Source organism: Spiribacter curvatus, assembly GCF_000485905.1.
In the GTDB taxonomy this organism is placed as follows: Bacteria; Pseudomonadota; Gammaproteobacteria; order Nitrococcales; family Nitrococcaceae; genus Spiribacter; species Spiribacter curvatus.
Window position 1 is genome coordinate 544,142 of record NC_022664.1, and the last position, 26,849, is coordinate 570,990.

The 26,849-nt window shown below is 64.7% G+C and carries 27 protein-coding genes and 2 tRNA genes; 25 read left to right on the plus strand and 4 right to left on the minus strand.

Annotated features, from left to right (window positions below):
• Nucleotides 1-47 precede the first annotated feature (47 nt).
• Both lptF and lptG read left to right on the plus strand, forming a co-directional pair.
• Entirely contained in the window at nt 48-1,124 is a 1,077-nt protein-coding gene (gene lptF / locus SPICUR_RS02700; protein ID WP_023365808.1) for an LPS export ABC transporter permease LptF, read from the plus strand.
• Nucleotides 1,121-2,182: an LPS export ABC transporter permease LptG gene (lptG, locus tag SPICUR_RS02705; RefSeq protein WP_023365810.1), complete on the plus strand. Its 1,062-nt coding sequence runs from the start codon at nt 1,121-1,123 to the stop codon at nt 2,180-2,182. The genes lptF and lptG overlap by 4 nt, the downstream gene beginning before the upstream one ends.
• Here the strand turns inward: lptG and SPICUR_RS02710 are convergent, their stop codons facing one another.
• Both SPICUR_RS02710 and SPICUR_RS02715 read right to left on the minus strand, forming a co-directional pair.
• Nucleotides 2,183-2,614: an RDD family protein gene (locus SPICUR_RS02710; protein WP_023365812.1), complete on the minus strand. Its 432-nt coding sequence runs from the start codon at nt 2,612-2,614 to the stop codon at nt 2,183-2,185. It abuts the gene before it with no gap.
• Nucleotides 2,615-2,630: 16 nt separating this feature from the next.
• A tRNA-Glu gene (locus SPICUR_RS02715) sits at nt 2,631-2,705 on the minus strand.
• A 101-nt stretch (nt 2,706-2,806) separates the two neighbouring features.
• Here SPICUR_RS02715 and pcnB point away from each other — a divergent pair.
• Genes pcnB through pgi form a run of 5 tightly spaced genes read left to right on the plus strand, consistent with a single transcriptional unit; the run spans nt 2,807 to nt 7,862 of the window.
• The gene (gene pcnB / locus SPICUR_RS02720) at nt 2,807-4,114 is read left to right on the plus strand and encodes a polynucleotide adenylyltransferase PcnB (RefSeq protein WP_023365814.1); all 1,308 of its coding nucleotides are present in this window, start codon (nt 2,807-2,809) and stop codon (nt 4,112-4,114) included.
• Nucleotides 4,111-4,596 carry a 2-amino-4-hydroxy-6-hydroxymethyldihydropteridine diphosphokinase gene (gene folK / locus SPICUR_RS02725; protein ID WP_023365816.1) on the plus strand — a complete coding sequence of 162 codons (486 nt, stop codon included), beginning with the start codon at nt 4,111-4,113 and terminating at the stop codon, nt 4,594-4,596. Before pcnB ends, folK begins: the two co-directional genes overlap by 4 nt.
• A gap of 3 nt (nt 4,597-4,599) precedes the next feature.
• The gene (gene panB / locus SPICUR_RS02730) at nt 4,600-5,400 is read left to right on the plus strand and encodes a 3-methyl-2-oxobutanoate hydroxymethyltransferase (RefSeq protein WP_023365818.1); all 801 of its coding nucleotides are present in this window, start codon (nt 4,600-4,602) and stop codon (nt 5,398-5,400) included.
• A gap of 3 nt (nt 5,401-5,403) precedes the next feature.
• Nucleotides 5,404-6,279: a pantoate--beta-alanine ligase gene (gene panC / locus SPICUR_RS02735; RefSeq protein ID WP_023365820.1), complete on the plus strand. Its 876-nt coding sequence runs from the start codon at nt 5,404-5,406 to the stop codon at nt 6,277-6,279.
• Entirely contained in the window at nt 6,276-7,862 is a 1,587-nt protein-coding gene (gene pgi / locus SPICUR_RS02740) for a glucose-6-phosphate isomerase (RefSeq protein WP_023365822.1), read from the plus strand. Before panC ends, pgi begins: the two co-directional genes overlap by 4 nt.
• On the opposite strand, the gene queG is transcribed toward pgi, so the two are convergent.
• The gene (gene queG / locus SPICUR_RS02745; protein WP_023365824.1) at nt 7,780-8,913 is read right to left on the minus strand and encodes a tRNA epoxyqueuosine(34) reductase QueG; all 1,134 of its coding nucleotides are present in this window, start codon (nt 8,911-8,913) and stop codon (nt 7,780-7,782) included. The genes pgi and queG overlap by 83 nt on opposite strands.
• Nucleotides 8,914-8,967: 54 nt before the next feature.
• On the opposite strand from queG, the gene SPICUR_RS02750 reads away from it, so the two are divergent.
• The 12 genes from SPICUR_RS02750 to SPICUR_RS02805 all read left to right on the plus strand — a co-directional run bounded on the left by SPICUR_RS02750 (nt 8,968) and on the right by SPICUR_RS02805 (nt 21,547).
• Nucleotides 8,968-10,440, plus strand: coding sequence for a bifunctional ADP-dependent NAD(P)H-hydrate dehydratase/NAD(P)H-hydrate epimerase (locus SPICUR_RS02750; protein WP_023365826.1), 1,473 nt, complete (start codon nt 8,968-8,970; stop codon nt 10,438-10,440).
• Complete coding sequence (gene tsaE / locus SPICUR_RS02755) at nt 10,437-10,901, plus strand: tRNA (adenosine(37)-N6)-threonylcarbamoyltransferase complex ATPase subunit type 1 TsaE (RefSeq protein ID WP_023365828.1); 465 nt, start codon at nt 10,437-10,439, stop codon at nt 10,899-10,901. The genes SPICUR_RS02750 and tsaE overlap by 4 nt, the downstream gene beginning before the upstream one ends.
• Before the next feature lie 75 nt (nt 10,902-10,976).
• The gene (locus SPICUR_RS02760) at nt 10,977-12,263 is read left to right on the plus strand and encodes an N-acetylmuramoyl-L-alanine amidase (protein ID WP_041382087.1); all 1,287 of its coding nucleotides are present in this window, start codon (nt 10,977-10,979) and stop codon (nt 12,261-12,263) included.
• Between the two features lie 6 nt (nt 12,264-12,269).
• Complete coding sequence (gene mutL, locus SPICUR_RS02765; RefSeq protein WP_023365832.1) at nt 12,270-14,036, plus strand: DNA mismatch repair endonuclease MutL; 1,767 nt, start codon at nt 12,270-12,272, stop codon at nt 14,034-14,036.
• Nucleotides 14,037-14,041: 5 nt separating this feature from the next.
• Complete coding sequence (gene miaA, locus SPICUR_RS02770) at nt 14,042-14,980, plus strand: tRNA (adenosine(37)-N6)-dimethylallyltransferase MiaA (RefSeq protein ID WP_023365834.1); 939 nt, start codon at nt 14,042-14,044, stop codon at nt 14,978-14,980.
• A gap of 52 nt (nt 14,981-15,032) precedes the next feature.
• Entirely contained in the window at nt 15,033-15,284 is a 252-nt protein-coding gene (gene hfq, locus SPICUR_RS02775) for an RNA chaperone Hfq (RefSeq protein WP_041381609.1), read from the plus strand.
• Nucleotides 15,285-15,318: 34 nt separating this feature from the next.
• Nucleotides 15,319-16,635: a ribosome rescue GTPase HflX gene (gene hflX / locus SPICUR_RS02780; protein WP_041381611.1), complete on the plus strand. Its 1,317-nt coding sequence runs from the start codon at nt 15,319-15,321 to the stop codon at nt 16,633-16,635.
• A gap of 55 nt (nt 16,636-16,690) precedes the next feature.
• Nucleotides 16,691-17,941, plus strand: a complete 1,251-nt coding sequence (gene hflK / locus SPICUR_RS02785) for an FtsH protease activity modulator HflK (protein ID WP_023365840.1) — start codon at nt 16,691-16,693, stop codon at nt 17,939-17,941.
• On the plus strand, nt 17,941-18,822 hold the full coding sequence (gene hflC / locus SPICUR_RS02790; RefSeq protein ID WP_023365842.1) for a protease modulator HflC: 882 nt from the start codon (nt 17,941-17,943) through the stop codon (nt 18,820-18,822). The genes hflK and hflC overlap by 1 nt, the downstream gene beginning before the upstream one ends.
• 15 nt (nt 18,823-18,837) lie before the next feature.
• Nucleotides 18,838-19,020, plus strand: a complete 183-nt coding sequence (locus SPICUR_RS02795) for a DUF2065 domain-containing protein (RefSeq protein ID WP_023365844.1) — start codon at nt 18,838-18,840, stop codon at nt 19,018-19,020.
• Nucleotides 19,021-19,031: 11 nt separating this feature from the next.
• Complete coding sequence (locus SPICUR_RS02800) at nt 19,032-20,258, plus strand: ATP phosphoribosyltransferase regulatory subunit (RefSeq protein WP_023365845.1); 1,227 nt, start codon at nt 19,032-19,034, stop codon at nt 20,256-20,258.
• A complete protein-coding gene (locus SPICUR_RS02805) occupies nt 20,255-21,547 on the plus strand; it encodes an adenylosuccinate synthase (protein ID WP_023365848.1) in 1,293 nt (430 codons plus the stop codon). Before SPICUR_RS02800 ends, SPICUR_RS02805 begins: the two co-directional genes overlap by 4 nt.
• 9 nt (nt 21,548-21,556) lie before the next feature.
• Here SPICUR_RS02805 and SPICUR_RS02810 read toward each other — a convergent pair.
• Nucleotides 21,557-21,643: transfer RNA gene (locus SPICUR_RS02810), tRNA-Leu, on the minus strand.
• Between the two features lie 117 nt (nt 21,644-21,760).
• Between SPICUR_RS02810 and rnr the strand changes: the two genes are divergently transcribed.
• The 6 genes from rnr (at nt 21,761) to SPICUR_RS09510 (ending at nt 26,825) form a co-directional block, all read left to right on the plus strand.
• A complete protein-coding gene (gene rnr, locus SPICUR_RS02815) occupies nt 21,761-24,091 on the plus strand; it encodes a ribonuclease R (RefSeq protein ID WP_023365849.1) in 2,331 nt (776 codons plus the stop codon).
• Complete coding sequence (gene rlmB / locus SPICUR_RS02820; RefSeq protein WP_023365851.1) at nt 24,088-24,837, plus strand: 23S rRNA (guanosine(2251)-2'-O)-methyltransferase RlmB; 750 nt, start codon at nt 24,088-24,090, stop codon at nt 24,835-24,837. The genes rnr and rlmB overlap by 4 nt, the downstream gene beginning before the upstream one ends.
• Nucleotides 24,838-24,948: 111 nt before the next feature.
• Nucleotides 24,949-25,380: a 30S ribosomal protein S6 gene (rpsF, locus tag SPICUR_RS02825; protein WP_023365854.1), complete on the plus strand. Its 432-nt coding sequence runs from the start codon at nt 24,949-24,951 to the stop codon at nt 25,378-25,380.
• A complete protein-coding gene (gene priB, locus SPICUR_RS02830) occupies nt 25,377-25,694 on the plus strand; it encodes a primosomal replication protein N (RefSeq protein ID WP_023365856.1) in 318 nt (105 codons plus the stop codon). Before rpsF ends, priB begins: the two co-directional genes overlap by 4 nt.
• Nucleotides 25,695-25,706: 12 nt before the next feature.
• Complete coding sequence (gene rpsR, locus SPICUR_RS02835; protein ID WP_023365858.1) at nt 25,707-25,931, plus strand: 30S ribosomal protein S18; 225 nt, start codon at nt 25,707-25,709, stop codon at nt 25,929-25,931.
• Nucleotides 25,932-25,982: 51 nt separating this feature from the next.
• Complete coding sequence (locus tag SPICUR_RS09510) at nt 25,983-26,825, plus strand: hypothetical protein (protein ID WP_148291307.1); 843 nt, start codon at nt 25,983-25,985, stop codon at nt 26,823-26,825.
• The last annotated feature ends 24 nt before the right edge of the window (nt 26,826-26,849 follow it).

The following is a 26,849-nucleotide window of genomic DNA, read 5'->3' on the forward strand; positions in this document are numbered from 1 at the left end:
CATAAACCGCTACAGATTACCGCAGGCACAGGGGCACTGTCGTGGGGATGAACCGGCTGACACGTTATGTGCTCCGCGAGGTGCTGTTCGCGTGGCTGGGTGTCACCGTCGTGCTGGTCATCGTCCTGCTCACCAACCGTCTGATCCAGTTCATGGCGGATGCCGCGAGCGGCGATATCCCGGCGAACATCATTCTCACGCTACTGGGGCTGAAGGCCGCCGCCAATCTGGGCGTGGTCCTGCCGGGCAGTTTCTTTCTGGGCGTCGTCATGGCGCTTGGCCGCCTTTACCGCGATTCGGAGATAACCGCTATGGCGGGCTGTGGTATCGGTCCAGGCCGAATCTACGCGGGTATTTTCGCAGTCGCAGTGCCGCTGGCGGCGTTGGTGGCTCTGCTCTCACTCAGTCTCGGGCCGGGCGCCGAACGCGAGGCCGATCGCATCCTCGCCAATGCAGAGCAGCAGGCCCGGTTCGGCGGTGTGCAGCCCGGGCGCTTTCTCGCGCTCGGGGATGATGCCACTGTCTATGTAGAGAGCGTGGATAGCGATGGGACGCTGCGGGGGGTGTTTGCCGAGCGTCGCGTCGACGGGGTCCATCAGGTATGGGTCGCGCCGCGCGCCCGGCGTGAGATCGATGCGGTCGCGCCGGGTGAGTTCCTGGTCCTGGAGGAGGGCTGGCGCTACGAGGGCCGCGCCGGAAGTGCCGCCTGGCGAGTGATGGACTATGCCGAGCACGGTGTGCGGATCGCCGAACCCGATCCCATCGATCCCGGCGTCGGCCGGGATGCACAACCGGTGGCGGCGCTACTGGCCGCCGATGATGTGCGGGCGCTCGCCGAGCTGCAACGCCGGCTGTCATTTCCCGTGATGGTCTTCGTGCTGGCGTTGGGCAGCCTGCCGCTCGCCCGTACCGATCCGCGCAGTGGCCGTTACGGACGGGTGGTAACCGCGGTTCTGTTGTTCATGATCTATTTCAACCTCCTTTTTACCGCCAGTGACTGGATGGTGACAGGGGCGCTTCCGCAGTGGGTTGGGCTTGGCTGGGTGCATGGTGTGGCGGTGTTGATTGTCCTTGTGGCGATGCGCCGGCAACTGGGCATGCGCTGGCGGGCGGTTCGGTCATGATGAAGCGGCTGGATCGTTATATCGCGATAACGGTGCTGGGCGGGGCCCTCATGGGGCTGGTGGTCATCGTCAGCCTGAGTTTTGTGTTTGAGTTCATCGATGAGGCCGATGATATCGGCCGGGGTGATTATGACTTCGCCTCGGCGATGCTGGTGGTCGCGTTATCGATGGTGCAGCGCGCCTACGAGGCCTTCCCCATGGCCACGCTGATCGGTGCGCTGGTGAGTCTGGGCGCACTGGCGGCGCGGAGTGAACTGGTGGTCATGCGGGCGGTGGGCCGCTCGGTCGGGCAGATCGCACGGGCCGTGGTGATCGCCGGCATCGGCCTCGGCATTCTGGCGGGCCTGCTCGGCGAGTTTGTCGCACCGCCGGCCAATCAGCTGGCACAGGCCGTGCGTGCGGAGGCCGCCGGCGGTCGCATCGGAACCGCGGCAGGTGGGCTATGGGCACGGGATGGCGATTACCGCCTGCGGATCGATCGGGTGGTCCGGTCCGATCTGCTCGCGGGGGTCAGGGCCTATGAGGTCCGCGATGACCGCCTCATTCGGATACTCACCGCGCCCCGGGCGCGCTTTGTGGACTCGCAATGGCGGCTGAGCGATGTGACTGTCACGGCGCTCGCGGATTTCCCCGTCGAGGTCGAGTCCCGCGATCGGCTGGTGATGGGTGGCCAACTGCAGCCAGCGACCCTCGAAGTGGTGGTACAGGAGGCGCAGACCCTGCCGGGCCGTGAGCTGCTCCGCTATATCGACTATCTGGAGGCCAATGATCTGCAGAGTGATCGCTACCGCCTCGCGCTGTGGGTGAAGATCGCAACGCCGCTGGCGACGGTGGTGATGCTCCTGTTGTCGGTTCCGCTGGTGTTCGGTTCGCAGCGCAGTACCGGTGTCGGCCAACAGATTTTTCTGGGTGTGCTGATCGGGCTGGCGTTCTTCCTGCTCAACCGCTTTCTTGGGAACGCCGGGCTGGTCTATGGCCTGCCGCCGGCGTTCAGTGCCCTCGCCCCGACCGTTGGATTCCTGCTGCTCGCGCTTGTCGCTCTGCGACGAATCCGCTGATCAGCGCCGCTTCGGTTCGAGGTAGAGGTACGTCTTTGACAGGCGGTCATGCCAGGTCAGGCCCTGCCGATCGATCAGTGCCCACAAAAAACCGAGCCCGGCCGGCAGCCACGAGAGTATTGCCGTGAAGAATCGGTGCGTGGCGGCGCGGGTCGTCACCCTCGCGCCGTCGGCATCCACCAGTCGCAGGCGCCAGGCTTTCATCCCCAGGGTGTTGCCGCCCCAGACCCAGAAGCCGATGAAAAACGCGTACGCCACCGCCAGCAGATACACGCGGAACAGCCCGTCGCCGGCGGGTGCGGCTTCGCCCCCCTGAAACGCGATCCAAAGGGCGCCTGCACCCATCCACAGCGCAATCAGCAATAGCCCGTCATAAAGCACAGCGGCGAGTCGGCGTAGCAGGCTGGGATGGTTATCGGCGGGGAGGGGCATAGGGGTACCGGGATAATGGTGCTCCCACGGGGATTTGAACCCCGGTTTCCGCCTTGAGAGGGCGGCGTCCTTACCGCTAGACGATGGGAGCATGACCTGTTCTGCTGTGTCGTGACGCCATGATCAACGCCGTCGGCACAGCCTGTTATTATACGGTCTCGTTTTTGTGGCACAAGAGGCTGGGTTCACACCGTGACTGTCGCGCAAGCCCAGGGGATTACCCCGACCATCATCACCCGCGATCAGCACGTGATCTCGCGGGCACAGATCAGTGATAAGGCGCTGAGCGTGCTCTATCGGCTGAAGAATGCCGGTTACGGCGCTTATCTAGTCGGCGGCGGCGTGCGTGATCTCTCCCTTGGCCGCGAACCGAAGGATTTCGACGTCGCCACCGACGCGACGCCCGATGAGGTCAAGGCGCTGTTCCGCAACTGCCGACTGATCGGTCGACGATTCCGGTTGGCCCATGTCCACTGGGGGCCGGAGATCATCGAGGTGGCGACCTTCCGGGCCCTCACACCCGATGCCGACGCCGCCGCCGACCATGTGGTCGAGGACGGCCTCGTGCTGCGCGACAATGTCTACGGCACGATCGAGGAAGACGCCCTGCGCCGCGATTTCACGATCAATGCGCTGTACTACAACATCGCCGACTTCTCGGTGGTGGACTATGCCGACGGCATGGCCGACCTCCGCGCCGGCCGCCTGCGGCTGATCGGTGATCCCGCCGTGCGTTACCGCGAGGATCCGGTGCGGATGCTCCGGGCCGTGCGTTTCGCCGCCAAGCTCGGCTTCACGATCGATCCCGGTACCGCCGATCCCATCCCCCGAATGGCAGACTCGCTTGACGACATCCCGCCAGCGCGGCTCTTCGATGAGGTGCTCAAACTGTTCATGGCCGGGCAGGGGGTGGAGACCTTCGAGTCGCTCCGCCGCCACGGACTGTTCCGCTATCTCTTCCCCGCCAGTGACACCGCACTGGATGATGATGAGTTCGGCCAGCACATTACATTCGTCGCGCGGGCTCTCGAGAGCACCGATCAGCGGGTCAACAACGATCGACCGGTTACCCCCGCGTTTTTATTCGCGGCGCTGCTCTGGCCCGCGATTCTCAGCCAGTTGCCCGGTGCGCGTCTCAAACCCGGGATTGATCCGGAACTCTTTGAGCAGTCGGTGACTGAGGCGCTGGAGCGTCAGCTCCGTCAGGTGGCGATCCCCAAGCGTTTTGCTATGCCCATGCGTGAGATCTGGGCCCTGCAGCCGCGCTTTCATTCCGCCTCCGAGAAAAAGGCCCGGCGGCTGTTCTCGCACCCACGCTACCGTGCCGCCTATGACTTCCTGCTATTGCGCCGCGAGGCGGGGCTGGTCGATCCTGAGCTGGCCGACGTCTGGCAGCGCTACACCGAAAGCAGTGAGGACGCGCCGCCGCCCACACCGGCCCGGCGGCGCCGGCGCGGCGGCCGCCGTCGTGGTCCTGCGCCGGATGCGGGGGACGGATGACCCGGGCGTTTGTCGGCATCGGCAGCAACCTCGATGATCCGGCCGCCCAGGTCCACCGCGCCATCCAGGCACTGGGTGCCATCGCTGGGTCGAGCTGTGTGGCCGCCTCGCGGTGCTACCGCAATCCGCCCATGGGACCGGCCGATCAGCCTGATTACGTCAACGCGGTAGCAGCGCTTGATACCACACTGCCCCCGCATGACCTGCTTGCCGCGCTACAGGCGCTGGAAGCTGAAGCCGGCCGTGAACGCAATGGCCGTCGCTGGGGGCCGCGACCGCTGGACCTCGATCTGCTGCTCCACGGTGAGTCGCGGATCGACACCGCGGATCTGACGGTGCCACATCCCGGTCTGACGGTGCGCCCATTCGTGCTGGTGCCACTGGCCGAGATCGAGCCAGACCGGTGGGTGCCCGGTGCCGGGCGCGTCGCTGACCTGGCCGCGAAGGTGGACGACAGCGGCTTGATGGCCGAGGAGGACTGAGCCATGAATGCAGCCGTGACGCTCGCAACATTGCGCCGGATGAAGACCGAACAGTCTCCCATCGTGGCGATCACTGCCTACGATTACAGTTTCGCGCGCCTGGTGGACGCCGCGGGTGTGGATGTGGTGCTGGTCGGTGATTCGCTCGGTATGGTCATGCAGGGTCATGGCAGCACAGTGCCGGTCACACTGTCTGACATGGCCTATCACACCCGCTGTGTGGCTCGCGGGCTGGAGCGTGCCTATCTGATGGTGGACCTGCCTTTTCTGAGCGATACCGACGACCATACGGCACTCAGGAGTGCCGCTCGGCTGATGAAGGAAGGCGGCGCGGACATGGTCAAGATTGAGGCCCATGCCGCTCAGGCGCCCGTGGTCGAAGCGCTGTCACACGCGGGTGTGCCGGTCTGTGCGCATTTCGGCCTGCGCCCGCAGCGGGTCGGGCAGCTGGGTGGCTACCGCGTCCAGGGGCGCGATGAGGCCGGCGCCCGCCAGGTGCTGGAGGACGCTCGGGCGCTCGAGGCCGCCGGCGCTGACATCCTGCTGGTGGAGTGTCTATCGGCGGCGGTCGCCGCTCAGGTACGTGAGCAGACCACACTGCCGCTGATCGGTATCGGCGCCGGCGTGGACTGTGACGGCCAGATTCTGGTTCTCCAGGACATGCTGGGCGTAACCCCCGGTCAGCCGCCCCGTTTCAGTCATGACTTTCTGGCCGACACCGGCAGCGCCCAGTCGGCAGTCGAGGCCTATGTCGAGGCGGTGCGCACGCGTGATTTTCCACGCCGCGAGCATACATTCGAGTAACCGATGCAGATTCTGACCGACATTGCGGCGCTGCGTGCGCAGATCGCGAAGTGGCGCCGCAGCGGCGAGCACATCGGTTTCGTGCCCACCATGGGTAATCTTCATGGCGGCCATCTCAAGCTGGTGGATGAGGCCCGATCCCGGAGCGATCGGGTGGTGGTCAGCATTTTCGTGAACCCCACGCAGTTCGGACCGGGCGAGGATTATCAAGGCTATCCGCGGACCTGGGCGGCGGACTGCGAGGCCCTGCGTGACCATGATGCCGATCTCCTGTTCGCGCCCGAGGTCGATGCCCTCTATCCGGACGGCGCCGGGCTGCGGACCTGCGTGGCGGTGCCGGCGCTCAACGATATCCTCTGTGGGGCATCCCGCCCCGGACACTTCACGGGCGTGGCCACGGTGGTGACGAAACTGCTCAATCTCGTCCAGCCCGATCTGGCGGTCTTCGGGCTTAAAGACTACCAACAGCTGCTGGTGATCCGCCGGCTGGTGCGCGATCTCCACCTGCCCGTGGAGATTGTCGGCGGGGCGATCGCCCGCGAATCCGATGGGCTCGCCATGAGCAGTCGCAATGCCTATCTGAGCGAAGAGGAGCGACGCCGGGCCCCGGTCCTGTATCAGACCCTCCAGGCACTGGCGAAGCGGCTTGAGGCCGGCGCGAGCGATTTCGGGGCGTTGGTCGACGAAGGACTCGGGGAACTGCGCCGGGCAGGCCTCGAGCCCGATTATCTCGAGATCCGCCGGGCCGCCGATCTGGGTGTCGCGGCAATCGATGATACGGCGCTGGTGATCCCCGCCGCGGTGTATCTGGGGCGCGCGCGATTGATCGATAATGTCCGGGTGCATCGATCCGCGGACCGCCTCAAGGGAGCCCCATGACGCCACTGACATCCACACCCGAATGGCAGGCACTGCATTCCGATCGAGCGGCGATCGAGGATCAATCCATCGCTGCACTGTTCGCTGACGATCCGGATCGGTTCACCGATTTCTCGATCACTGTGGATGGCCTGCTGCTTGATTACAGCAAACAGCCGATCTCGCGTGCAGTTCGTGAGCAGTTGCTGGCCGTGGCCCGGGCACGGAATGTCGCCGCGCAGCGCGATGCCATGCTGACCGGCCAGCGCATCAATCGCAGTGAGGATCGTGCCGTGCTCCATACCGCCCTGCGGGTCCCCGCCGGAGCGCCTGGCTGGGCCGATGCGACCATCGCCCGGGATGTAACGGCTACCCGTTCGAGAATGGCCGAGCTGGCCACTGCGATTCGTGAGCGGCAACGCACCGGCGCAACGGGCAAACCCATCGAGCATGTGATCAACATCGGTATCGGCGGCTCGGATCTGGGGCCGCGGCTGGTGCTTGAGGCCCTCGCTCCGCTCAGCGACGGGCCCCGGGTGCATTTCGTTGCCAACATCGATGGTGTCGAGCTGCAGCAGGCGATGGCGGCCTGCGACCCGGAGCGGACATTGGTGCTGGTGGTCTCGAAGAGCTTTGGGACCGTCGAGACCATGGCCAACGCCCACGAGGCTATGGCGTGGCTGCGCCGGTGTGTGCCGGCGGATGATGTGCTCGCCCGTCAGGTGCTGGCCGTGACCGCGAACCTCGACTCGGTGCGGGCGCTGGGGCTTGATCCCGATCTTGCGCTGCCCATGCGCGACTGGGTGGGCGGTCGTTACTCGCTCTGGTCGGCGGTGGGGTTTTCCATCATGCTCGGCCTTGGACCGGCCGCCTTCGAGGCGCTGCTCGACGGCGCCCATGTCATGGATCGGCATTTCGCCGAGGCCCCCCTCGAATCCAACATGCCGGTCATGCTGGGGCTGGTGTCCGTTCTCAATGCCACTCTGCTGGGGCGGCGCAGCCAGGCAGTCGTGCCCTATACCGAGCGCCTCGGGCGCTTGTCTGCCTATCTCCAGCAGTTACTCATGGAAAGCAATGGCAAGTCGGTGGATACCGATGGCGATGCCGTCAGTCTGTCTACCGCCGCCGCCGTCTGGGGGCAGACCGGCACGCCGGGCCAGCATGCGTTTTTCCAGGCGCTGCATCAGGGCACCGATGTGGTTCCGGTGGATTTTGTCGGAGTGGCCCGGCCGGTGGCCGGCGAGAAGGGTGACCCGCTGGAGCTGACGGCGCACCTGTTCGCCCAGGGACAGGCACTGATGCAGGGCCGTTGGGGTGAGGGGCTGTCCGCGATGCAGCGCTGCCCGGGCAATCGGCCCAGCAACACCCTCCTGCTGAGGGCGCTTGACGCTCGCCGTCTGGGGTCGCTGATCGCGCTCTACGAGCACCGGGCCTTTGTCGAGGCGGCTGTGTGGGGCATCAACGCCTTCGATCAGTTCGGTGTCGAGCTGGGCAAGGGGCTGGCTGCGGACCTGAAGCCGATCATCGCGGGCGGTCTTGAGCCGGCGGGGCTGGATGGCTCCACCGCCGGGTTGATTGCACGCTATCGCCACTGGCGGGGCTGACGAGTCGTGTCAGCGCCCACTGCACATGCTCAGTAACGAGGGCGGAGGGGTGATCGAGGCGCTCGCGTAAAGCCTCGATGGCCGCCGGATCGGCGGGTCCATTACCGAGGGCGACGGCGAGGTTGCGCAGCCAGCGCTCATGCCCGAGTCGCCGGATCGCCGAGCCCTCGGTGCGCTTGAGAAACGTGGTCTCGTCCCAGCGGAACAGCTCCACCAGCGAGGCGCTCTCCAGCCCATGGCGGGGGTGGAAATCGGCCTCGTCGGTGGGTTGGGCATAGCGATTCCAGGGACACACGGCCTGACAGTCATCGCAGCCGAATACCCGGTTGCCAATCGCGGGCCGCAGTTCTTCCGGGATGCTGCCCTCGTGTTCGATGGTCAGATACGAAACGCAACGCCGCGCATCGAGCTGACCCGGGCCGGTGATGGCGCCGGTGGGGCAGACGTCAATGCAGGCCCGACAGCTGCCACACAGGTCCGCAACCGGGTCACTCGTCGGCAGCGGCAGATCGGTGAATATCTCGCCGAGGAAGAAATACGAACCGGCGTGGCGGTTGAGCAGTAGGGTGTTCTTACCGATCCAGCCCAGTCCCGCATCCCGGCCCAGTGCCTTTTCCAGTACGGGTGCGCTGTCGACGAATACGCGGTAGCCAAACGCCCCCACCGAGGACTCGATTCGTTGCGCGAGCGCCTGAAGCCGTTTTCGCATCAGCTTGTGATAGTCCCGCCCGAGCGCATAGCGGGCGATGAAGGCACGCCGGCGATCGGCAAGAATCGCGTCATCGGCCTCCAGATCCGGCGGGCGATAGTCCATGCGCACGCTGATGACGCGGATCGTCCCAGGAACCAGTCGCTCTGGACGGGCCCGCTTGACGCCATGGCGGGCCATCCAGCGCATCGTGCCGTGGCGGCCGTCCTGTAACCAGCGAAGCAGATGCTGCTCGTCCCGGGCGAGGGCCGGGCGGGCCACGCCCAGTTCGTCAAAACCGAGTTCACCGGCCCACTCGCGAATGACCGGCAGGATCTCGCGGCTGTCATGCGTTCGCACCATTGTTACAGTCTAACGCCTCGAACCCCCTGATGTGAGCGCGCTATGATGCCGGGCATGAACAGGCTCCCCCACAACCTCTACACCCCCGCGCAGGTCCGCGAGCTCGATCGCCGGGCGATTGAAGATCATGGCATTCCCGGTGGTGTGCTGATGGCGCGGGCTGGACGGTCAGCCTGGCAGCACCTGCGTCAGCGGTTTCCGGCGGCCCATCGCCTGCTGGTGCTCTGCGGCGGTGGCAATAACGGTGGCGATGGCTATGTTGTTGCCCGGCTCGCCGCTGAGGCAGGGCTTACGGTCGAGCTCTGCCCCATGGCTGATCCGCAGCAGCTGGACGGGCACGCCCGCGAGGCTGCCGATGCGGCACTCGCGGTGGTGCCGCCGATCGCTACGCCATGGACGGCGATCGGCGAGGCGGATGCGGTGGTGGATGCCATGCTGGGAACCGGGATCGATCGACCGGTGACGGGGGCGATGGCTGCGGTGATTGATGCCCTCAACGCGCAACACGCCCCGGTGATGAGTATCGATGTGCCGTCGGGGCTCAATGCGCGGACTGGCCGCGTCATGGGGACGGCGGTCCGTGCCGCCACCACGCCGACCTTTATCGGTCTTAAACAGGGCCTCTTCACGGGTGAGGCCGCGGACTTCGTCGGCGAGCTTGCCTTTGACGCGCTGCAGGTGCCGGCGTCGGTTCATGATGGGATCGAACCGTCGTCGATGCGACTGTCGGAGTCTGCCCTGGCGGATGGGCTGAGGCCCCGTGCCCGCACCAGTCACAAAGGCGACTTTGGTCATGTCCGAGTCATTGGCGGTGACCACGGCATGGGCGGTGCCGTGCGCATGGCGGGCGAGGCGGCGGCGCGTGTGGGCGCGGGACGGGTCAGCATTGCCACACGCCCGGCTCATGTCGCGGCTGTGCTGGCGGCGCGTCCGGAATTGATGGTCGATGGGGTCGATGATGCGACTGGCCTTGGGGCAACGCTGGCGTCCACGGATACACTCGCCGTCGGTCCGGGGCTTGGGCAGTCGGTCTGGGGCGCGGCGCTGTTCGAACACACGCTCGGGCATACCGGTCCGATGGTGCTGGACGCCGATGCGCTGAACGGGCTGGCCGGTCGCGGGATGCGCCGCGATGACTGGATCCTGACACCGCATCCAGGCGAAGCGGCTCGTCTTCTGGACACAACAGCCGAGGCGATTGTCGATGATCGTTTCGCCGCGGCCCACGCGATCGTCGGGCGCTATGGTGGCATCGTCGTGCTGAAGGGCGCCGGCACGCTGATCGCCGACGACCGGCGCTGTGTCATCTGCACTGAGGGCAATCCAGGGATGGCGAGCGGCGGCATGGGGGACGTGCTGACCGGTGTGATTGCCGGGCTGCGCGCGCAGGGGCTGGATGCATTCGACGCCGCCTGTCTCGGAGTGCAGGCGCATGCCCGGTCCGCTGATCGGGGCGCGTGCGAGGGCGAGCGGGGTCTACTGGCGGTGGATCTCATCGACCGGCTGAGGGCAGTGATCAACCCATGACGCGAGCGGTGGTCAATCTCGCCGACGAGGCGGCGACCGAGGCCCTCGGCGCCGTACTCCAGGCGTATCGGCCTGAACGCGGCTGCGTGCATCTGATCGGTGACCTCGGTGCCGGCAAGACGACACTGATGCGGGGCTTCCTGCGTGCAGCGGGTCACCCGGGCGCCGTCCGCAGCCCGACCTATACATTGGTGGAGCCGTATGCGTTTGGCAGCCGCTGGGTTTATCACCTTGATCTCTACCGCCTTGCCGATCCGGAAGAGCTCGAGTTCATCGGCCTGCGCGAGCTCGTCGACACCGGTCTGCTGCTTGTCGAGTGGCCGCTGCGGGGCGAGGGCGTATTGCCAGCGCCGGACCTGAGCGTACGGCTGGAGGCGATGGGTGCCGGGCGTCAGGCGGTGCTGGAGCGCCTGACGCCGCAGTGGCCTGCACCCGCAGGGATCATTGAGGCGATGGGCTAGCAGGCGGCCCTATCCCGCTATGTATGCAGGATTTTATTGAAATCGAGCCATGCCTATGGCGTACTCTTGGCCATCATGATCCACCGACGAGTCATCCCTTTCGCGGCTTTCCTGTTATGGGCCGTCGTCGCGCCCGGCGTCGTGGCCGCCGCGACGGTGGTGGAAGACGTGCGCACCTGGGACGGGCCAACGCACACGCGGGTGGTGTTCGATCTGAGCGGGTCGCCGGATCATCGGCTGTTCACGCTGGATGACCCGGCGCGCGCGGTCATCGATCTGCGAGCGGGTCGTATCGATCCGGCGCTGGTCGAGGGGATTCGCGACGCCGGTCCGATCCAGCGCGTCCGCACCGGGCGTCGTGAGGACGGTATCCGGGTCGTTCTCGATCTCGAGCGGACCCTCGAGGCGCAGGCGTTTACGATGTCACCCGACGAAACCCGGGGTCACCGACTGGTGGTTGATCTGGGTAAAGCCGGTGAGAAACCGCCGCTACGAACCGCAGAGCGGGAGAGTACCGAGCCGTTCGTCGTAGCGATTGATGCCGGCCATGGCGGCAAGGACCCAGGCGCGATTGGGGCCGCGGGCACCCATGAGAAGGATATTGTGCTGGCGGTCGCGCGCAAGCTCGCCGATCGGGTGAACGCCGTCAGTGGGCTGGAGGCGGTGCTGGTGCGCGATGGTGATTACTACGTCGGTCTGCGTGATCGCACCCGCAAGGCGCGGGAAGCGGGTGCCGACCTTTTCGTGTCGCTGCATGCTGATGCCTTCCATGATCGCAGCGTCCGCGGGTCGTCGGTTTTCGTCCTGTCCCGTAACGGCGCCTCGAGTGAGATGGCGCGGATGCTCGCCCGCCGCGAGAATAAGGCACATCGCATTGGCGGTGTATCCCTGTCGGACAAGGACAAGCAGGTGGCCTCGGTGCTGGTGGATCTGTCGCGGGCGCATACCGTGGAGGAAAGCCTGGATGTCGCCGATGTGCTGCTCACCGAACTCGATGGTCTCGGTGAGGTGCATGGCAATAATGTGGAGCAGGCTGGCTTTGCGGTACTCAAGTCACTGGATATGCCGTCGGTCCTCGTCGAGCTCGCGTTTATCTCTAATCCTGCCGAGGAACGCCGCCTGAAGTCCTCCAGTTATCAGCACCAGCTCGCGCTGGGGTTGACGGAGGGTGTGCGAAGCTATGTGGCCACCACGCGGCCGACGCTGGCGCTCGGGGACAGCACCAAAGAGTATCGGGTGCGGCGCGGCGATACCCTCTCGGCGATTGCCGAGCGCCATTCGGTCAGTATCGGAGCGCTGCGACGGGTCAATGAGCTTGGCGGTGATACGATCGTCGCCGGCCGTACCCTGCGCATTCCCTGATCCCGCATGCCAATCCAGCGCCTCGCCCCCGAGCTCGTCAATCAGATCGCCGCCGGTGAGATCATCGAGCGGCCGGCTTCGGTGTTGAAGGAGCTGGTCGAGAACGCCCTCGACGCCGGTGCGGAGTCGATACGGATCGATATCGAATCGGGTGGGTTGAGACTGATCCGGGTGCGGGACGATGGGCGCGGCATGAGCGCTGCCGACCTGCCGCTCGCGGTAACATCCCACGCCACCAGCAAAATCGGTGCCCTTGACGACCTTGAGCACATCGCGACGCTCGGTTTCCGGGGCGAGGCACTGCCGAGCATCGCCTCGGTGGCGGATTTGCAGATGACCTCGCGATTGGCGCAGGACGACCACGGCCATCATCTCAATCCCGGTCAGTCGATGGTCCCTGCGCCGGCTCCGCACCCGCCCGGCACCACCATTGAGGTCCGCGATCTTTTCCACGCCGTGCCGGCACGGCGAAAGTTCCTTCGCACCGAGCGCACCGAGCTGCGTCATATCCAGGATCTAGTGCGCCGGATCGCCCTGGGACGGCCAGAGGTGGCCTTCCGCCTCAGCCATAACAATCGCGAGCTACTGAATCTCCCGGCGCTGGGCCCGCAGGCCGCGGACCGCCGGGTCAGCGATCTAATGGGGGCGGGCTTTGTCGAGTCGTCGTTACAGATCGACACCGAAGCGGCGGGACTGCGGCTGCAGGGCTGGCTGGGACTGCCCACGGCATCGCGCGGCCAGCCGGATCTGCAATATGTCTATCTCAATGGCCGAATGATCCGCGATCGGCTGGTCATGCAGGCGCTGCGCCGGGCCTATAGCGATGTTCTGTTCAAAGACCGGTTTCCGGCTTATCTGCTGCACCTGCAGATGGATCCGGCGCGGGTGGATGTGAATGTCCACCCCACCAAACATGAGGTGCGCTTCCGGGACAGCCGACTGATCTTCGATTTCCTGCATCGCCAGATCGAGCGGGCGCTGGCCCATGGCGGTGTCCACAGTGATGCCAGTGCCGACACCGATTCGGATGCTGATGCCGGCCCTCGCATGGGAGGTCCGTCAATGGGCGCAGTGCCGCAGACAGCTCCGCTGTCGCTGCCGGTGGCCGAGGCACGGGCTGTGTATGGGGATCTGCCGACGGAGGCCTCCGCACCGGCCGAACAGCCTGCCAGTGCGTTATCCGACGGAGTGCCTCGGCTGGGGCATGCGGTCGCTCAGATCCATGGGGTCTATGTGCTGGCGGAATCGGCCACCGGGTTGATCCTGGTGGATATGCATGCCGCCCATGAGCGGATCGTCTACGAGCGTCTCAAGCGCCAGTACAACGATCAGGGCGTCGCGCAGCAGCCGCTGCTGGTTCCGGTGGCCGTGGCGGTGACGCCGTCTGAGGCGGATCTGGTGGAAGACAGTCAGCCGCTCCTCCAATCGGTGGGGCTTGAGGTGGATCGCGTCGGTCCCGAGCAGCTGCGGCTGCGCAGTGTTCCGGCACTGCTTGCCCGGGCCGATGGCGAGGCGTTGCTGCGCGATGTGCTCGCGGATCTGCGCGTCAATCGGGGTGCCGTCGCTATTGAGGAACGCCAGCAACATCTGCTTGGCACCATGGGCTGTCATGGCTCAGTGCGTGCCAACCGACGCCTGACACCGGCGGAGCAGGAAAACCTCCTGCGGGACATGGAGAAGACCCCGAATATCGATCAGTGCAATCATGGCCGTCCGACGTGGGTGTCGCTGCAGATGGCTGACCTCGATCGACTGTTCCTGCGCGGCCGCTAGCAGCCATGGAAGACACGAAGCGCCCGGTGGTCTGCCTGATGGGGCCCACCGCTGCGGGCAAGACCGAACTGGCACTGTCGCTCTACGACCGTGGTGGCGTTGATCTGATCAGCGTCGACTCGGCGATGGTATACCGCGGCATGGATATCGGGACGGCCAAGCCGTCACCGGCCGTGCAGGCACGGGCGCCGCATGCCCTGATCGATATCCGTGATCCCGCGCAGGCGTATTCCGCGGCTGAGTTCGTGGCCGACGCCAAACCCCTGATCGAGGCCTCGCGCCAGGCGGGACGCATCCCGCTGTTGGTGGGGGGCACGATGCTCTACTTTCGCTCGTTGCTGTACGGGCTGTCGCATCTGCCGGCTGCGGATACCGGCATCCGGGCACGGATGGAGGCAGAGGCCGACCGACTGGGTTGGCCGGCGCTGCATGAGCGGCTGTCACAAGCCGATCCCGAGACCGCCGCACGGCTGCATCGCAACGATGCTCAACGCATCCAGCGGGCCCTCGAGGTCTATGTGCTGACCGGGCAGCCGATCAGTCAACTGCAGGCGAGCACCTCGCTGGAACCGCTGTCCGGCCCTGTAGTCAAAGTGGGGGTGATGCCGGCAGAGCGCCGGATCCTCCACGAGCGGATCGAGGCGCGTTTCTCGGCCATGTTGGCCGACGGCGTCATCGATGAGGTGGCGGCGCTTAGAGCGCGGGCGGATATCCATCCGGATCTGCCGTCCATGCGGGCGGTTGGCTACCGGCAGATCTGGGATTATCTGGCCGGGCGGATGCGGCGCGAAGACCTGCTCTTCCGGGGGACGGTGGCGACCCGTCAGTTCGCCCGCCGCCAGGTGACATGGCTGCGCCGGGAGACGGATCTGGTATGGCTCGATCCCCTGGAGAAAAAGCCTTGTGACCGGCTTAGTGATCTCATCAATCGCGTGATAGCGTAGAGAATCAAGGGATAATAATAACCGCCGCGAAAGACCAAGGAGTCACGGCACCATGTCGAAAGGCCAATCACTGCAGGAACCCTTCCTCAATGCCTTGCGCAAGGAGAAGGTGCCGGTGTCCATCTATCTGGTCAACGGCATCAAGCTGCAGGGTCAGGTGGATTCGTTCGACCAGTTCGTGATCCTGCTCCGCAACTCGATCAGCCAGCTGGTGTACAAGCACGCCATCTCCACGATCGTCCCGTCACGGAACGTGCGCGAGCTTCTGCAGGAGGAGCGAGATCCCGAAACCGACGAGGACTGAGGCCACGCCGACGCTCGAGACCGCACCGGCCCAGCTGTTCGCCCGCCCCGATGGTGGTGAGCGTGGCGTTCTGGTGCAGGTGGATGACGGCGTCATTGATGCTGACGAGGCATTGCGGGAATTCGATGCACTGGCCCGCTCGGCCGGGGCTGGCATCGTGGCTCAGCAGACCGGTCGCCGTCGCAAGCCCGATCCACGCACCTACCTCGGCGCTGGCAAAGTCGATGAGCTGCGTGAGCTGATGCAGACACATGGTGCGGACCTGGTGCTGATCAATCACGCGCTGTCGCCCGTGCAGGAACGTAACCTTGAACACGCGCTGCAATGCCGTGTGCTCGACAGGACAGGACTGATACTCGATATCTTCGCCCAACGGGCACGCTCCCACGAGGGCAAGCTGCAGGTCGAGCTGGCCCAGCTGCGGCACCTCGCCAGTCGTCTGGTTCGAGGCTGGTCGCACCTTGAGCGCCAGAAGGGCGGCATCGGGCTGCGTGGTCCGGGTGAGACACAGCTCGAACTCGACCGCCGGATGCTCGGCACACGGATCCGGCAGCTGGAAAAACGGCTGGGGCGGGTACGCCAACAGCGCGATCAGGGTCGTAAGGCGAGGCGACGCCGGGATCTGCCGGCTGTTTCGCTGGTGGGATACACCAACGCGGGTAAGTCGACGCTGTTCAACCGCGTCGCCGAGTCCGGTGTGTATGTCGCGGATCAGCTCTTCGCCACCCTGGATACAACGCTTCGGCGGATTGAGCTGGCCGGCGGTGAAGCGGCGGTGATCGCGGATACGGTCGGTTTTATCCGCGACCTGCCACCGCAGCTGGTGGCAGCGTTCCGGTCGACGCTTGAGGAAGTGGTCGAGGCGGAATTGCTGGTGCACGTGATCGATGCCGCTGACCCCGGGCGCGAGGACAATGCCAGCGAGGTCGATTCGGTCCTTGACGCCCTGGGCGCCGACGAGGTGCCACAGCTGCGGGTTTATAACAAGATCGATGCGCGTGGGCTGTCGCCGCGAATCGATCGCGATGACGAAGGGTATCCCGTCGCCGTATGGCTTTCGGCAGCCAGTGGTGCGGGCATGGACCTGTTCCAGCAGGCGATCGCCGAGCGGGTCAGCGCCGAGCAGTCGCGGGGTGTCATTGAGCTCAGTCCGGCAGAGGGGCGGCTTCGGGCGCGGTTCTACGAACTGGGCGATGTCACCGAGGAGTGCTTCACTGACCGGGGCACGATCCAACTGACTGTCAGTCTCCCGACGCGGGCACTGGCAAGACTCTATCGACATGAGGGCCTGACCGCGGAACTCATCCCAATCACCGGTGCCAACTTGCCCGTGGGCGCAGTGGCTCATTAGAATCGTAGGGCTTGCGCGTCGGTTGGCGCGACCCCATCATTACTGGAGAACATTCATGGCCTGGAACGAACCCGGCGGTAACAACCGCGATCCCTGGAGCAGTGGCGGGGGCAATCGCGGTAACAATCAGGGGCCGCCCGATCTTGACGAAGCGATTCGCAAAGCCAAGCAGCGCCTCGAGGGGCTGTTCGGCGGCAAGGGCGGTGGCGGCCGCGGGTCCGGTGGCAGCGACAGTGATGGCGGCGGTCCGAAAATGCCGGGTAGCAAGGGCATCGGTATTATTGCCGGGCTTCTGGTCACGGTCTGGATCCTGTCCGGGATCTATATCGTCGATGAGGGCACGCGCGGCGTCGTGACCCGCTTCGGTGCTTACGAGATGACCGCGCAGCCGGGTCCCCACTGGCATTTCCCCTATCCGGTCGAATCAGTCCAGACCGTGGATGTCTCCAACCGGCGTCGCATTACCATTGGTTACCAGGCAGTGGCGGCGCAGAGCTCGCGGCCGGTGCTCTCCGAGGCACTCATGCTCACCGAGGATGAGAACATCGTGAACGTACAGCTCGCGGTGCAGTATCAGGTCTCTGATGCGGCCGACTTCCTGTTCAACTTTGTCGAGCCCGAGGCAACCCTCAAGAGCGTGACGGAAAGCGCGCTTCGCGAGATCGTTGGCAAGCGCAATATGGACTTTGTGATCACCGAGGGACGCACCGAGGTGGCCCAGCAGACGCGCGATCTGGTGGTCGAGACGCTTGGCCCCTACGAGACCGGGATCAACGTGGTTGAGGTGGTCATTCAGGATGCCCAGCCCCCTGAGCAGGTGCAGGGTGCCTTCGAGGACGCCATCAAAGCCCGTGAGGATCGGGAGCGGCTGATCAACCAGGCCGAGGCGTATCGTAACGAGGTCATCCCGCGCGCCCAGGGTCAGGCAGCCCGTGTCCGCGAGGAAGCGCAGGGCTATATGGCACGGATCGTCCAGAATGCCGAAGGTGACGCGAGCCGCTTCAGTCAGCAGCGTGTCGAGTATGCCAAGGCCCCCCGGGTGACCCGTGATCGGCTCTACATCGATACGATGGAGCGGGTGCTCGGTAATACGGGCAAGGTGCTGATCGACAATGAGTCGAGCCAGCAGCTCATGTATCTGCCGCTGGACCGGATGATGCGCTCGAATGGGCCGTCGGCCGGCAATACAGGCGCAAGCGGTGGTTCGGCATCCATGAACAACACTGTCTCAAGCAACACCAGCTCGAGCAGTTCACAGCGTAGCGACTCATCCAGCGGTTCGCTGCGCATGCGGGAGACACGCTAATGAATCGCCTGACTGCAATCGGTGCGGCGGTAGTGCTGCTACTGATCGTGGGGCTTACGTTCGGAACGTTTACCGTCAAGGAAACCGAGCGTGCCCTGAAGTTTCGGCTGGGTGAGGTCGTCCGGGTCGACTACGAACCGGGACTGCATTTCCAGATTCCGTTCGTGAACAACGTCCGCAAGATCGACATCCGGGTGCAGACGCTGGATGAGAGCCCGCAGCGGTTTCTGACCAGCGAGCAGAAGAACCTGATCGTCGATACCTTCGTGAAATGGCGGGTCGAGGATATCGAAAAGTACTATGTCACGGTCCGCGCCAACCCACGTCAGGCTAACCTCCGGCTCTCGGAAATCATCCGTGATGGACTGCGGGCCGAGTTCGGTAAGCGGACGGTCCAGGAAGTGATTTCCGGTGACCGGGCCGAAATCATGGATCTGCTGACCCAGCAGGCGAGTGAGGCGGGCAATTCGCTGGGAATCTCCGTGCTTGACGTCCGGCTGCAGCGGGTCGACCTGCCTGAGGGCGTCAGCGAGTCGGTGTTCAATCGAATGGTGGCGGCGCGTGAACAGGTCGCCCGGCAGTTCCGGGCCGAGGGCCAGGAAGCGGCCGAGCGTATCCGGTCCGCCGCCGATCGGCGGCGCGAGGAGATCCTCGCGGCGGCCCGGCGCGATGCGGAAGAGATGCGCGGTGAAGCGGATGCCGATGCAACCGCGATCTATGCCGAGGCATATCAGGCGGATGAAGAGTTCTACCGGTTCTATCGCAGTCTGCGGGCCTACGAGAACACCTTCAGCGACGAGAGCGATATGCTTGTGCTGTCGCCGGATTCGGAGTTCTTCCGCTATTTCGATGAGCATGATTCGCTCAGCGTAACGCCCTGATCGACTGATCCGACCGTGCAGGATCTTCTCACCGCAGTCGCGCTGCTTCTGATCATTGAGGGGATCCTGCCGTTTCTGAGTCCGCGCTATCTTCGCCGGGCGCTCTTCTCTATCGTCCAGCAAAATGATAAAAGCCTGCGACTGACTGGCATGGCAACAATGCTGGTCGGTACCCTGCTGCTTTATCTGATTCGCTGAAGGACGATTTCATGACTGACAAACGGCCGGGCCAGCACAGCCCCTGGCTGCTGCCCGACGCGGTTGAAGAACTCCTGCCACCGGCAGCGGCGGCGCTGGAGGGCCTGCGACAGTCGAGTCTCGAACGATGCGCCCGCTGGGGCTATGAGCTGGTGATGCCACCGGTGATCGAGTACCTCGAGGCGCTGCTCTCCGGGGTGGCCCACGACCTTGATCTACAGACTTTCAAACTCACCGACCAGTTGAGTGGCCGGATGATGGGGGTGCGGGCGGATATCACGCCGCAGGCTGCTCGTATCGACGCCCACCAGCTGCGTCGCGAGGGCCCGGTGCGGCTGTGTTACAGCGGCACCGTCCTGAGGACCCGGGCGGAAGGTGGTGAGGGGTCCCGCAACCCCCTGCAGATGGGCGCCGAGCTCTACGGCCATGCGGGCATCGAGAGCGATGTCGAAGTCATCAGCCTGATGGCGGAGGTGCTGACGGCGGCAGGCGTCGATTCGCTGCATGTCGACCTTGGTCATGTGGGGATTTTTCGTGGCCTGTGTAGTGCCGCGGGTCTCGATAGTGGTGACGAGGCCCAGTTGTGGGATGCCCTGCAGCGCAAGGCAACCGCCGATATCGAGGCGCTGCTGGTGGCGTTGGATGTCGCACCGGAGCATCGTCGGCGTCTGGCTGCACTGGCGGGGCTGAGCGGTGGTATTGAGACACTGGAGATCGCGCGTGAGGCCCTCGAGGGCAGCGGTGAGGCTGTGCGTTCAGCGCTGGATGCGCTGGCGCAGACGGCGCGGGCACTGCAGGCTAGCCACCCCGATCTGATCCTGCATTTCGATCTGGGCGAACTGCGGGGCTATCGCTATCACACCGGTGTCGTGTTCGCCGCCTATACACCCGGGGTATCCGGCGAGTTGGCCCGCGGGGGCCGTTATGATGATATTGGCGCGATCTTTGGCCGAGGCCGGCCTGCGACCGGTTTCAGCGCCGATCTCAAGGCGTTGCTGCGGGCGACGGTGCCGGCGACGGACGATCCGGCCGATGGGGTGGCTATTGGGGCACCATGGTCGAGCGATGCGGCGCTGCGGGCACGGGTCAATGCGCTGCGGGCGGCCGGTGAAACGGTCATCTGGATGTTACCCGGTCATGACGGTGCGGGCGCCGGTGTGGAATGCAACCGTCAGCTTGTGCCTGATACCGATGGCGGCTGGCAGATTGAGTCAATGGAGACAACGGGGAACCAATGACAAAAAGCGTGGTGGTGATCGGCTCCCAGTGGGGAGACGAGGGCAAGGGTAAAATCGTCGACCTTCTTACCGATCGAGTCTCGGCGGTGGCGCGATTCCAGGGCGGTCACAACGCTGGGCACACCCTCGTGATCGACGGCGAGAAAACGGTGCTGCATCTCATCCCCTCCGGCATTCTGCGCGAGGGTGTGGAATGTCTGATCGGCAACGGCGTCGTGATCTCGCCAGAGGCGCTGATGGAAGAGCTGAGTGCGCTGGAGGCCTCGGGCGTGCCGGCGCGGGAGCGGCTGCGGATCAGCCCTGCCTGCCCGGTCATCCTGCCCTCGCATATCGCCCTGGATCAGGCCCGGGAGCGTGCCCGGGGTAAGGCCGCGATCGGCACCACTGGGCGTGGTATCGGACCGGCCTATGAGGACAAGGTGGCGCGTCGCGGCATCCGCATTGGCGATCTTTTCCAGCGGGAGTGTCTGGCCGCCAAGCTCGGTGAATTGCTCGACTACCACAACTTCATTCTCAAGCAGTACTACGGCGAGCCGGTTCAGGACTTTCAGGCCACTCAGGAGCGCTGTCTTGCCGTGGCGCAGGCCCTCGAGCCAATGGTGGCCGATATCAGCCACCGGCTGCACCGTCATCGCACCCAGGGCGACAATCTGCTTTTCGAAGGCGCGCAGGGGACATTGCTGGATATCGATCAGGGGACGTACCCGTATGTGACTTCGTCCAATACAACTGCGGGGGCGGCCTCCACCGGCACCGGGGTCGGCCCGTTGGAGCTCGACTATGTGCTCGGTATCACCAAGGCGTACACCACGCGAGTGGGTGCTGGGCCGTTTCCGACTGAGCTTTCGAATGACCTTGGCAGGCATCTCGCCGAGCGGGGACACGAATTCGGCTCGACCACCGGTCGGCCGCGGCGCTGTGGCTGGTTCGATGCCGTCGCGATGCGGCGGGCGGCGCAGATCAGCAGCATCTCCGGGCTGTGCATGACCAAGCTGGATGTCCTGGACGAGCTGGACACCCTCAGGATCTGTACCGGATATCGTTGTGGTTCGCAGCGCAGTGATGTGCTGCCCGCGGGCGCTGAGGCGCTCGCCGAGTGCGAACCGGAATACGTGGAAATGCCGGGTTGGCGGGCATCGACCCTCGGGATTCAGCGTTACGAGGATCTACCGGCTGCAGCCCGTGCCTATCTGGAGAAGATTGAAGAGCTCTGCGGTGTGCCAGTCGACGTGATCTCAACCGGTGCGGATCGTGTGGATACCGTGGTCAGGCGCCATCCCTTCGATTGATCATCGGGATGGTGCCGAGGAGAGGACTTGAACCTCCACGGGGTCTCCCCCACTAGCACCTGAAGCTAGCGCGTCTACCGATTCCGCCACCTCGGCTATGTTGCTGGGGTGGTGCCCGACAACGCAGCGGAGAATACCGCTGCCCCCTCTGGCTGTCAATGAAATGCGGCGTTTGCATAGGCACCGCAATGCGCATGCCGTATCCTGTCAGCCATGACAGAAAACGAGACTGACACCGCCGACCCGTCCCATGATCCGTTCCTGGGGCGTGAGAAAGAAAAGTACGAATCCCCGGTGCCGAGCCGGGAGTACATCACCCAACAGCTCGAGGCTCAGGCCCGCCCGCTGTCCCGCAAAGACCTTGCGGCGCTGTTCAGCCTGAGCGATGAGGACGCGCTTGAGGGCCTCCGTCGTCGACTGAAGGCCATGGAGCGCGATGGTCAGCTGGTGCGCAATCGGCGCAACGGCTACGTCGTTGTTGATAACGAGGAACTCGTGCGCGGACGCATCCGGTCCTCGCCCGATGGCTCGGGTGTTGTGCATCCGGACCGTCCCGGCCCGAACGTCTATCTGGCGCCGCGTGAAATGCACCGGCTGCTCAACCGCGACCGAGTGGTGGTGCGCCTTACCGGTGATGACGAGGATGGTCGACCCACGGGTGAGCTGGTCGAGATCATCGAGCACGCCAATCAGGAAATCGCCGGGCGATATCATGAGGAAAGCGGTATCGGCTTTGTGATTCCGAATAATAAGCGCCTGCATCAGGATCTGATCATTCCCGCCGCTGACGTCAACGGCGCCAGACACGGTGAGCTGGTCACCGCCGAGGTGGTCAACCAGCCCTCGCAGCGACGGCAGCCGATTGGCCGCATCATCGAGGTGTTCGGTACCCGGATTGCGCCGGGGGATGAGGTCGCGGTCGCCGCACGTACCCACGGAATCCCTGTTGAGTGGCCGGAAGAGGTGCTGGAAGAGGCCGCGCGCTTCGGTGACGAGGTACCAGAGTCGGTCAAGCAAGGGCGAAAGGACCTGCGCAAGACGCCCCTGATCACGATCGACGGAGCGGATGCCCGCGACTTCGACGACGCCGTTTACTGCGAACCCACCGCGAGCGGCTGGAAGCTGATTGTCGCGATCGCCGACGTGGCGGCCTATGTCACGCCCGGATCGGCGCTTGATAATGAGGCCGCCGAGCGCGGTAACTCATGCTACTTCCCGCGCAATGTCGTGCCCATGCTGCCGGAGAACCTCTCCAATGGTCTGTGCTCGCTGAATCCCGGCGTGGATCGGCTGTGCATGGTCTGTGAAATGCAGATCGACCGGGAAGGCAAGCTCAAGCGCTCGCAGTTCTATGAAGGGCTCATGAAATCGGCGGCACGCCTGACCTATGAGGATGTCGATGCCATCCACAATGAGCGCGACCCCTCGTTGCTGCGCGAGCACGAGCACCTGCTCAAGCATATCGAAGACCTCTACGCCGTTTTCGATGCCCTGCGCATCGATCGGCAAAAGCGCGGTGCCATCGACTTCAACACCAACGAGTCGGTGATCGAGTTTGATAATGCCGGGCAGGTCGCGGATGTTCATCCCGCCGAGCGGACGAACGCCCATCGCCTGATCGAGGAGTGCATGGTCAAGGCGAATGTGGCGACGGCTCGGTTCCTCCGCCGCCATCGCATTCCGGCGCTCTACCGCGTGCATGAGCCGCCGGCGGAACAGCGTCTGAAGAATCTGCGCGAGTTCCTCGCGCAGACCGGTCTGACCCTGGGCGGTGGTGACGAGCCGACGACCAAGGATTTCGCCGCGTTGATGGAAGCGGTCAAGCAGCGCCCCGACCAGCACTTCATCGAGTCCATCATGCTGCGCTCGATGATGGCGGCGGAATACCGGCCGGATAATGCCGGACATTTCGGCCTGGCACTGGACGCCTACGCGCATTTCACATCGCCGATCCGCCGCTATCCCGACCTGATTGTCCATCGGGCCATCAAGCATGTCATTTCCAAGCAGCCGATCGAGGCGTTCGAATACACCGAGGACCAGCTGGTGACGGTCGGTGAGCACTGCTCGATGACCGACCGTCGCGCTGAAGAGGCGTCGCGCGATGCCTTGATGACGCTGAAATGCCGTTTCATGGCGAACCGGCTCGGTGAGGAGTTCAACGGTGTGATCAGCGGTGTGACCTCGTTCGGTCTATTCGTCGAGCTCGATGGGCTGTACGTGGATGGGCTGATTCATATCACCAATCTGGAGCAGGATTTCTTCCATTTCGATGCGATCGGTCATCGACTGGTGGGAGAGCGCACGGGCAAGGAATACCGTCTCACCGATCGGATCCGGGTACGCCTCGCGCAGGTGAATGTTGATGATGGCAAGATCGACTTCGATCCCATTGCCCACCCGCTTGGACCCGATGGCGAGGTGCTGCCGCAGTCTGAGAGCCGCGGACCAACGAGCCGTAACGGCGATAAGGACAAAGGCAAGCGCAAGGGCCAGTCCCGCAGTCGGAACGGCGAGTCACGCAGCCGCCGCCGGCGTCGATGAGCCAGACCACGCTGATTGGCGGCCTGCACTCGGTGCAGGCCGCGCTGCGGTATGACCCGACGCGCGTTCTCGAGGTCTGGGTGGATGCGCGACGGCGGGACACTCGGCACCAGAAGCTGCGCAAACAGCTGGAGCTGATCGGGTGCCCGGTGCATGAATGCGCGGTCCGGCGCTTGGACGAAAAGCTCCCCGACTTCAATCATCAAGGCGTCGTGCTGGCCTGGCAGGGTCGGGCACCGCTTGGTGACAGTGATCTCGCGGATCACCTGGACGCGCTTGATCACCCACCACTGATCCTCGTGCTCGATCAGGTCCAGGATCCGCACAACCTCGGAGCCTGTCTTCGCAGCGCCGACGCCGCCGGTGTCGATGCGGTGATCACGCCCCGGGACCGCGCCGCCGGCCTGACACCGGTGGTCCATCGTGTCGCGGCCGGCGCGGCTGAGGCCGTTCCGCTGTTTCAGGTCACCAATCTTGTGCGCTGTCTACGCCATCTGCGTGATCGCGGGGTCTGGCTGTTCGGCCTGGCGGAGGCGGGCGATGTGAGCCTCCACGGCGGTGATCTCAGGGGCGCCGTTGCCATCGTGATGGGGGCCGAGGGCACCGGTCTGCGGCGCCTGACCCGCGAGCACTGTGACGCCCTGCTGGCGATACCGATGGCGGGGCAGGTCGAGAGCCTGAATGTCTCAGTGGCGACCGGGGTTGTCCTGTTCGAGGCGGTGCGTCAGCGAAGCGCTTTAACCTGATCCCTCGCTCGAATATACTGACAGATTAACCAGCGATGCTGGTTTCTCCTTGCTGCCCGTCAGAGCGGGTGGCTATCCCGGTAATATCCGGAACAACCGAAAGGAGCCACAATGCGGCACTATGAAATCGTCTTTCTGGTCCATCCCGACCAGAGTGACCAGGTACCAGCCATGATCGAGCGCTATCGCGGCCTGATCGAGGGTAACGGTGGGAGCATCCATCGGCTCGAGGACTGGGGGCGCCGGCAGCTCGCCTATCCCATCAATAAGCTCATCAAGGCGCATTACGTGCTCATGAACGTTGAGTGCGAGCCCAGCGATATCGAAGAGCTTGAGTCGATGTTCCGTTTCAACGACGCCGTCATCCGCAATATGGTGCTGGCCCGCAAAGAGGCGGTCACCGATCCGTCCCCGCTCGCGAAGGGACAGGAAGAGGATCGCGACCGGCCTGCGCGCCGTGAGCGCACCGAGGACGACTCGGAGCCGGGTGTAAACGCCGAGGCGGATGACGCCGAAGAGGCGGGTAGCGACACCGAGACGTGAGCAATCGCGTGGAGCTGACCGGTTGGCTCGTGGATGCCGCAGAGTTGCGGCACTCGCCGGCCGGTGTGCCGATCGCCCGGGGGCTGATCGAGCATGAGTCGCAACAGACCGAGGCAGGCGCCTTGCGGCCGACCCGTTTTCGGGTGGGCGTGAGTGCGGCTGGGACGCCGCTGGCTGAACGGCTGACGGATCTGCCAGTTGGCGCTAGCATCCGGGTGAGTGGCTATATGCGTCGCTCGCGCCAGCGAACCCCCGAAACCGACCCGATTATCATCAGTGTCAGCCGCTTTGAACGGCTGCAGACGACCGAATAGAGGAATAACGACATGGCCCGTTTCTTTCGCCGCCGCAAATATTGCCGCTTCACCGCCGAGGGCGTGAAGGAGATTGATTACAAGGACCTGAACACGCTGCGCCAGTATGTCACTGAGACAGGCAAGATCGTGCCCAGCCGCATCACCGGCACCCGGGCGAAGTATCAGCGTCAGCTGTCGACGGCCGTCAAGCGCGCCCGCTATCTTGCGCTGATGCCCTACACCGACAGCCACTGATCGCACGGCGTCCAGCCGTCATCACTCATGCGTGCCATTCTGGATTTTGCCATGCGAAGCCGCCTTGCGGCGGTGGGGATGGTGGCGCTGGGCGCACTGATGCCGTTGCTCTTCTGGGTGAGCGGTGGTCTGCTCGCCTTGATCACGCTGCGCCGTGGTCTGGCGGCGGGTGGCATCGTGCTGGCAGGTGCCACTGCGCTGCTGGTGCCCATCTATGCGGTCCTGTTGGGAACGCCGCTCGCGGTGCTGCAGCCCCTGGCACTGGTCTGGCTACCGGTCATGGGGATGGCACAGATCCTCAGGGCCACCGTATCGCTTGCGGTGACGGTGCAGCTCGGTGCGTTGATCGCGGTGGCGGCCGTGGCGACCTTTTACGGGGTTTACGGTGATCCAGCACTATTCTGGACCCAGATCCTCGAGGTGCTCTCCGACCGGCTTCTGGCCGGACCGCCGGGCGCCGAATGGGATCGTGCCGTGGAGCAGCTTGCGCCGCGCCTGACCGGGCTCTGGGTGAGTAATGTGCTCGCCGTGGCAGTGCTCTGCCTGCTGCTCGGCCGTTGGTGGCAGGCGATGCTGTACAATCCGGGCGGTTTCCGCAGCGAATTCCATGGTCTGCGGTTTGCGATCTGGTTCGCGGCGGGCGGTGGCGCTGCGGTGGTTGCCGGGGCGATCACCGGGCCGGGACTGCTGGCAGACCTTGGCGTTGTGCTCGGCGCGGTGTTCATCCTGCAGGCCGTTGCCGTGGCGCACGCGGTAGTGGCACGGCGGGGTTGGCATACGGGCTGGCTGGTCGGGTTCTATCTGGTTCTGCCACTTTTGCTGCGGCCAGTCGTCCTGCTGGGGCTGGCCGATACATTCATGGACTTCCGGGCGCGCCTGGCGCCCGGGACATAACAATCGAACAGACGTGAAGTCGGG

Coding starts and splice junctions, on each gene's coding strand:
- rpsF (WP_023365854.1), top strand. CDS start 24,949: ATGCGGCACTATGAAATCGTCTTTCTGGTCCATCCCGACCAGAGTGAC.
- lptF (WP_023365808.1), top strand. CDS start 48: ATGAACCGGCTGACACGTTATGTGCTCCGCGAGGTGCTGTTCGCGTGG.
- rlmB (WP_023365851.1), top strand. CDS start 24,088: ATGAGCCAGACCACGCTGATTGGCGGCCTGCACTCGGTGCAGGCCGCG.
- lptG (WP_023365810.1), top strand. CDS start 1,121: ATGATGAAGCGGCTGGATCGTTATATCGCGATAACGGTGCTGGGCGGG.
- mutL (WP_023365832.1), top strand. CDS start 12,270: ATGCCAATCCAGCGCCTCGCCCCCGAGCTCGTCAATCAGATCGCCGCC.
- SPICUR_RS09510 (WP_148291307.1), top strand. CDS start 25,983: ATGCGAAGCCGCCTTGCGGCGGTGGGGATGGTGGCGCTGGGCGCACTG.
- SPICUR_RS02710 (WP_023365812.1), bottom strand. CDS start 2,614: ATGCCCCTCCCCGCCGATAACCATCCCAGCCTGCTACGCCGACTCGCC.
- SPICUR_RS02750 (WP_023365826.1), top strand. CDS start 8,968: ATGAACAGGCTCCCCCACAACCTCTACACCCCCGCGCAGGTCCGCGAG.
- tsaE (WP_023365828.1), top strand. CDS start 10,437: ATGACGCGAGCGGTGGTCAATCTCGCCGACGAGGCGGCGACCGAGGCC.
- SPICUR_RS02800 (WP_023365845.1), top strand. CDS start 19,032: ATGACTGACAAACGGCCGGGCCAGCACAGCCCCTGGCTGCTGCCCGAC.
- rpsR (WP_023365858.1), top strand. CDS start 25,707: ATGGCCCGTTTCTTTCGCCGCCGCAAATATTGCCGCTTCACCGCCGAG.
- hflC (WP_023365842.1), top strand. CDS start 17,941: ATGAATCGCCTGACTGCAATCGGTGCGGCGGTAGTGCTGCTACTGATC.
- SPICUR_RS02805 (WP_023365848.1), top strand. CDS start 20,255: ATGACAAAAAGCGTGGTGGTGATCGGCTCCCAGTGGGGAGACGAGGGC.
- hflK (WP_023365840.1), top strand. CDS start 16,691: ATGGCCTGGAACGAACCCGGCGGTAACAACCGCGATCCCTGGAGCAGT.
- panB (WP_023365818.1), top strand. CDS start 4,600: ATGAATGCAGCCGTGACGCTCGCAACATTGCGCCGGATGAAGACCGAA.
- rnr (WP_023365849.1), top strand. CDS start 21,761: ATGACAGAAAACGAGACTGACACCGCCGACCCGTCCCATGATCCGTTC.
- hfq (WP_041381609.1), top strand. CDS start 15,033: ATGTCGAAAGGCCAATCACTGCAGGAACCCTTCCTCAATGCCTTGCGC.
- folK (WP_023365816.1), top strand. CDS start 4,111: ATGACCCGGGCGTTTGTCGGCATCGGCAGCAACCTCGATGATCCGGCC.
- panC (WP_023365820.1), top strand. CDS start 5,404: ATGCAGATTCTGACCGACATTGCGGCGCTGCGTGCGCAGATCGCGAAG.
- SPICUR_RS02760 (WP_041382087.1), top strand. CDS start 10,977: ATGATCCACCGACGAGTCATCCCTTTCGCGGCTTTCCTGTTATGGGCC.
- pgi (WP_023365822.1), top strand. CDS start 6,276: ATGACGCCACTGACATCCACACCCGAATGGCAGGCACTGCATTCCGAT.
- miaA (WP_023365834.1), top strand. CDS start 14,042: ATGGAAGACACGAAGCGCCCGGTGGTCTGCCTGATGGGGCCCACCGCT.
- queG (WP_023365824.1), bottom strand. CDS start 8,913: ATGGTGCGAACGCATGACAGCCGCGAGATCCTGCCGGTCATTCGCGAG.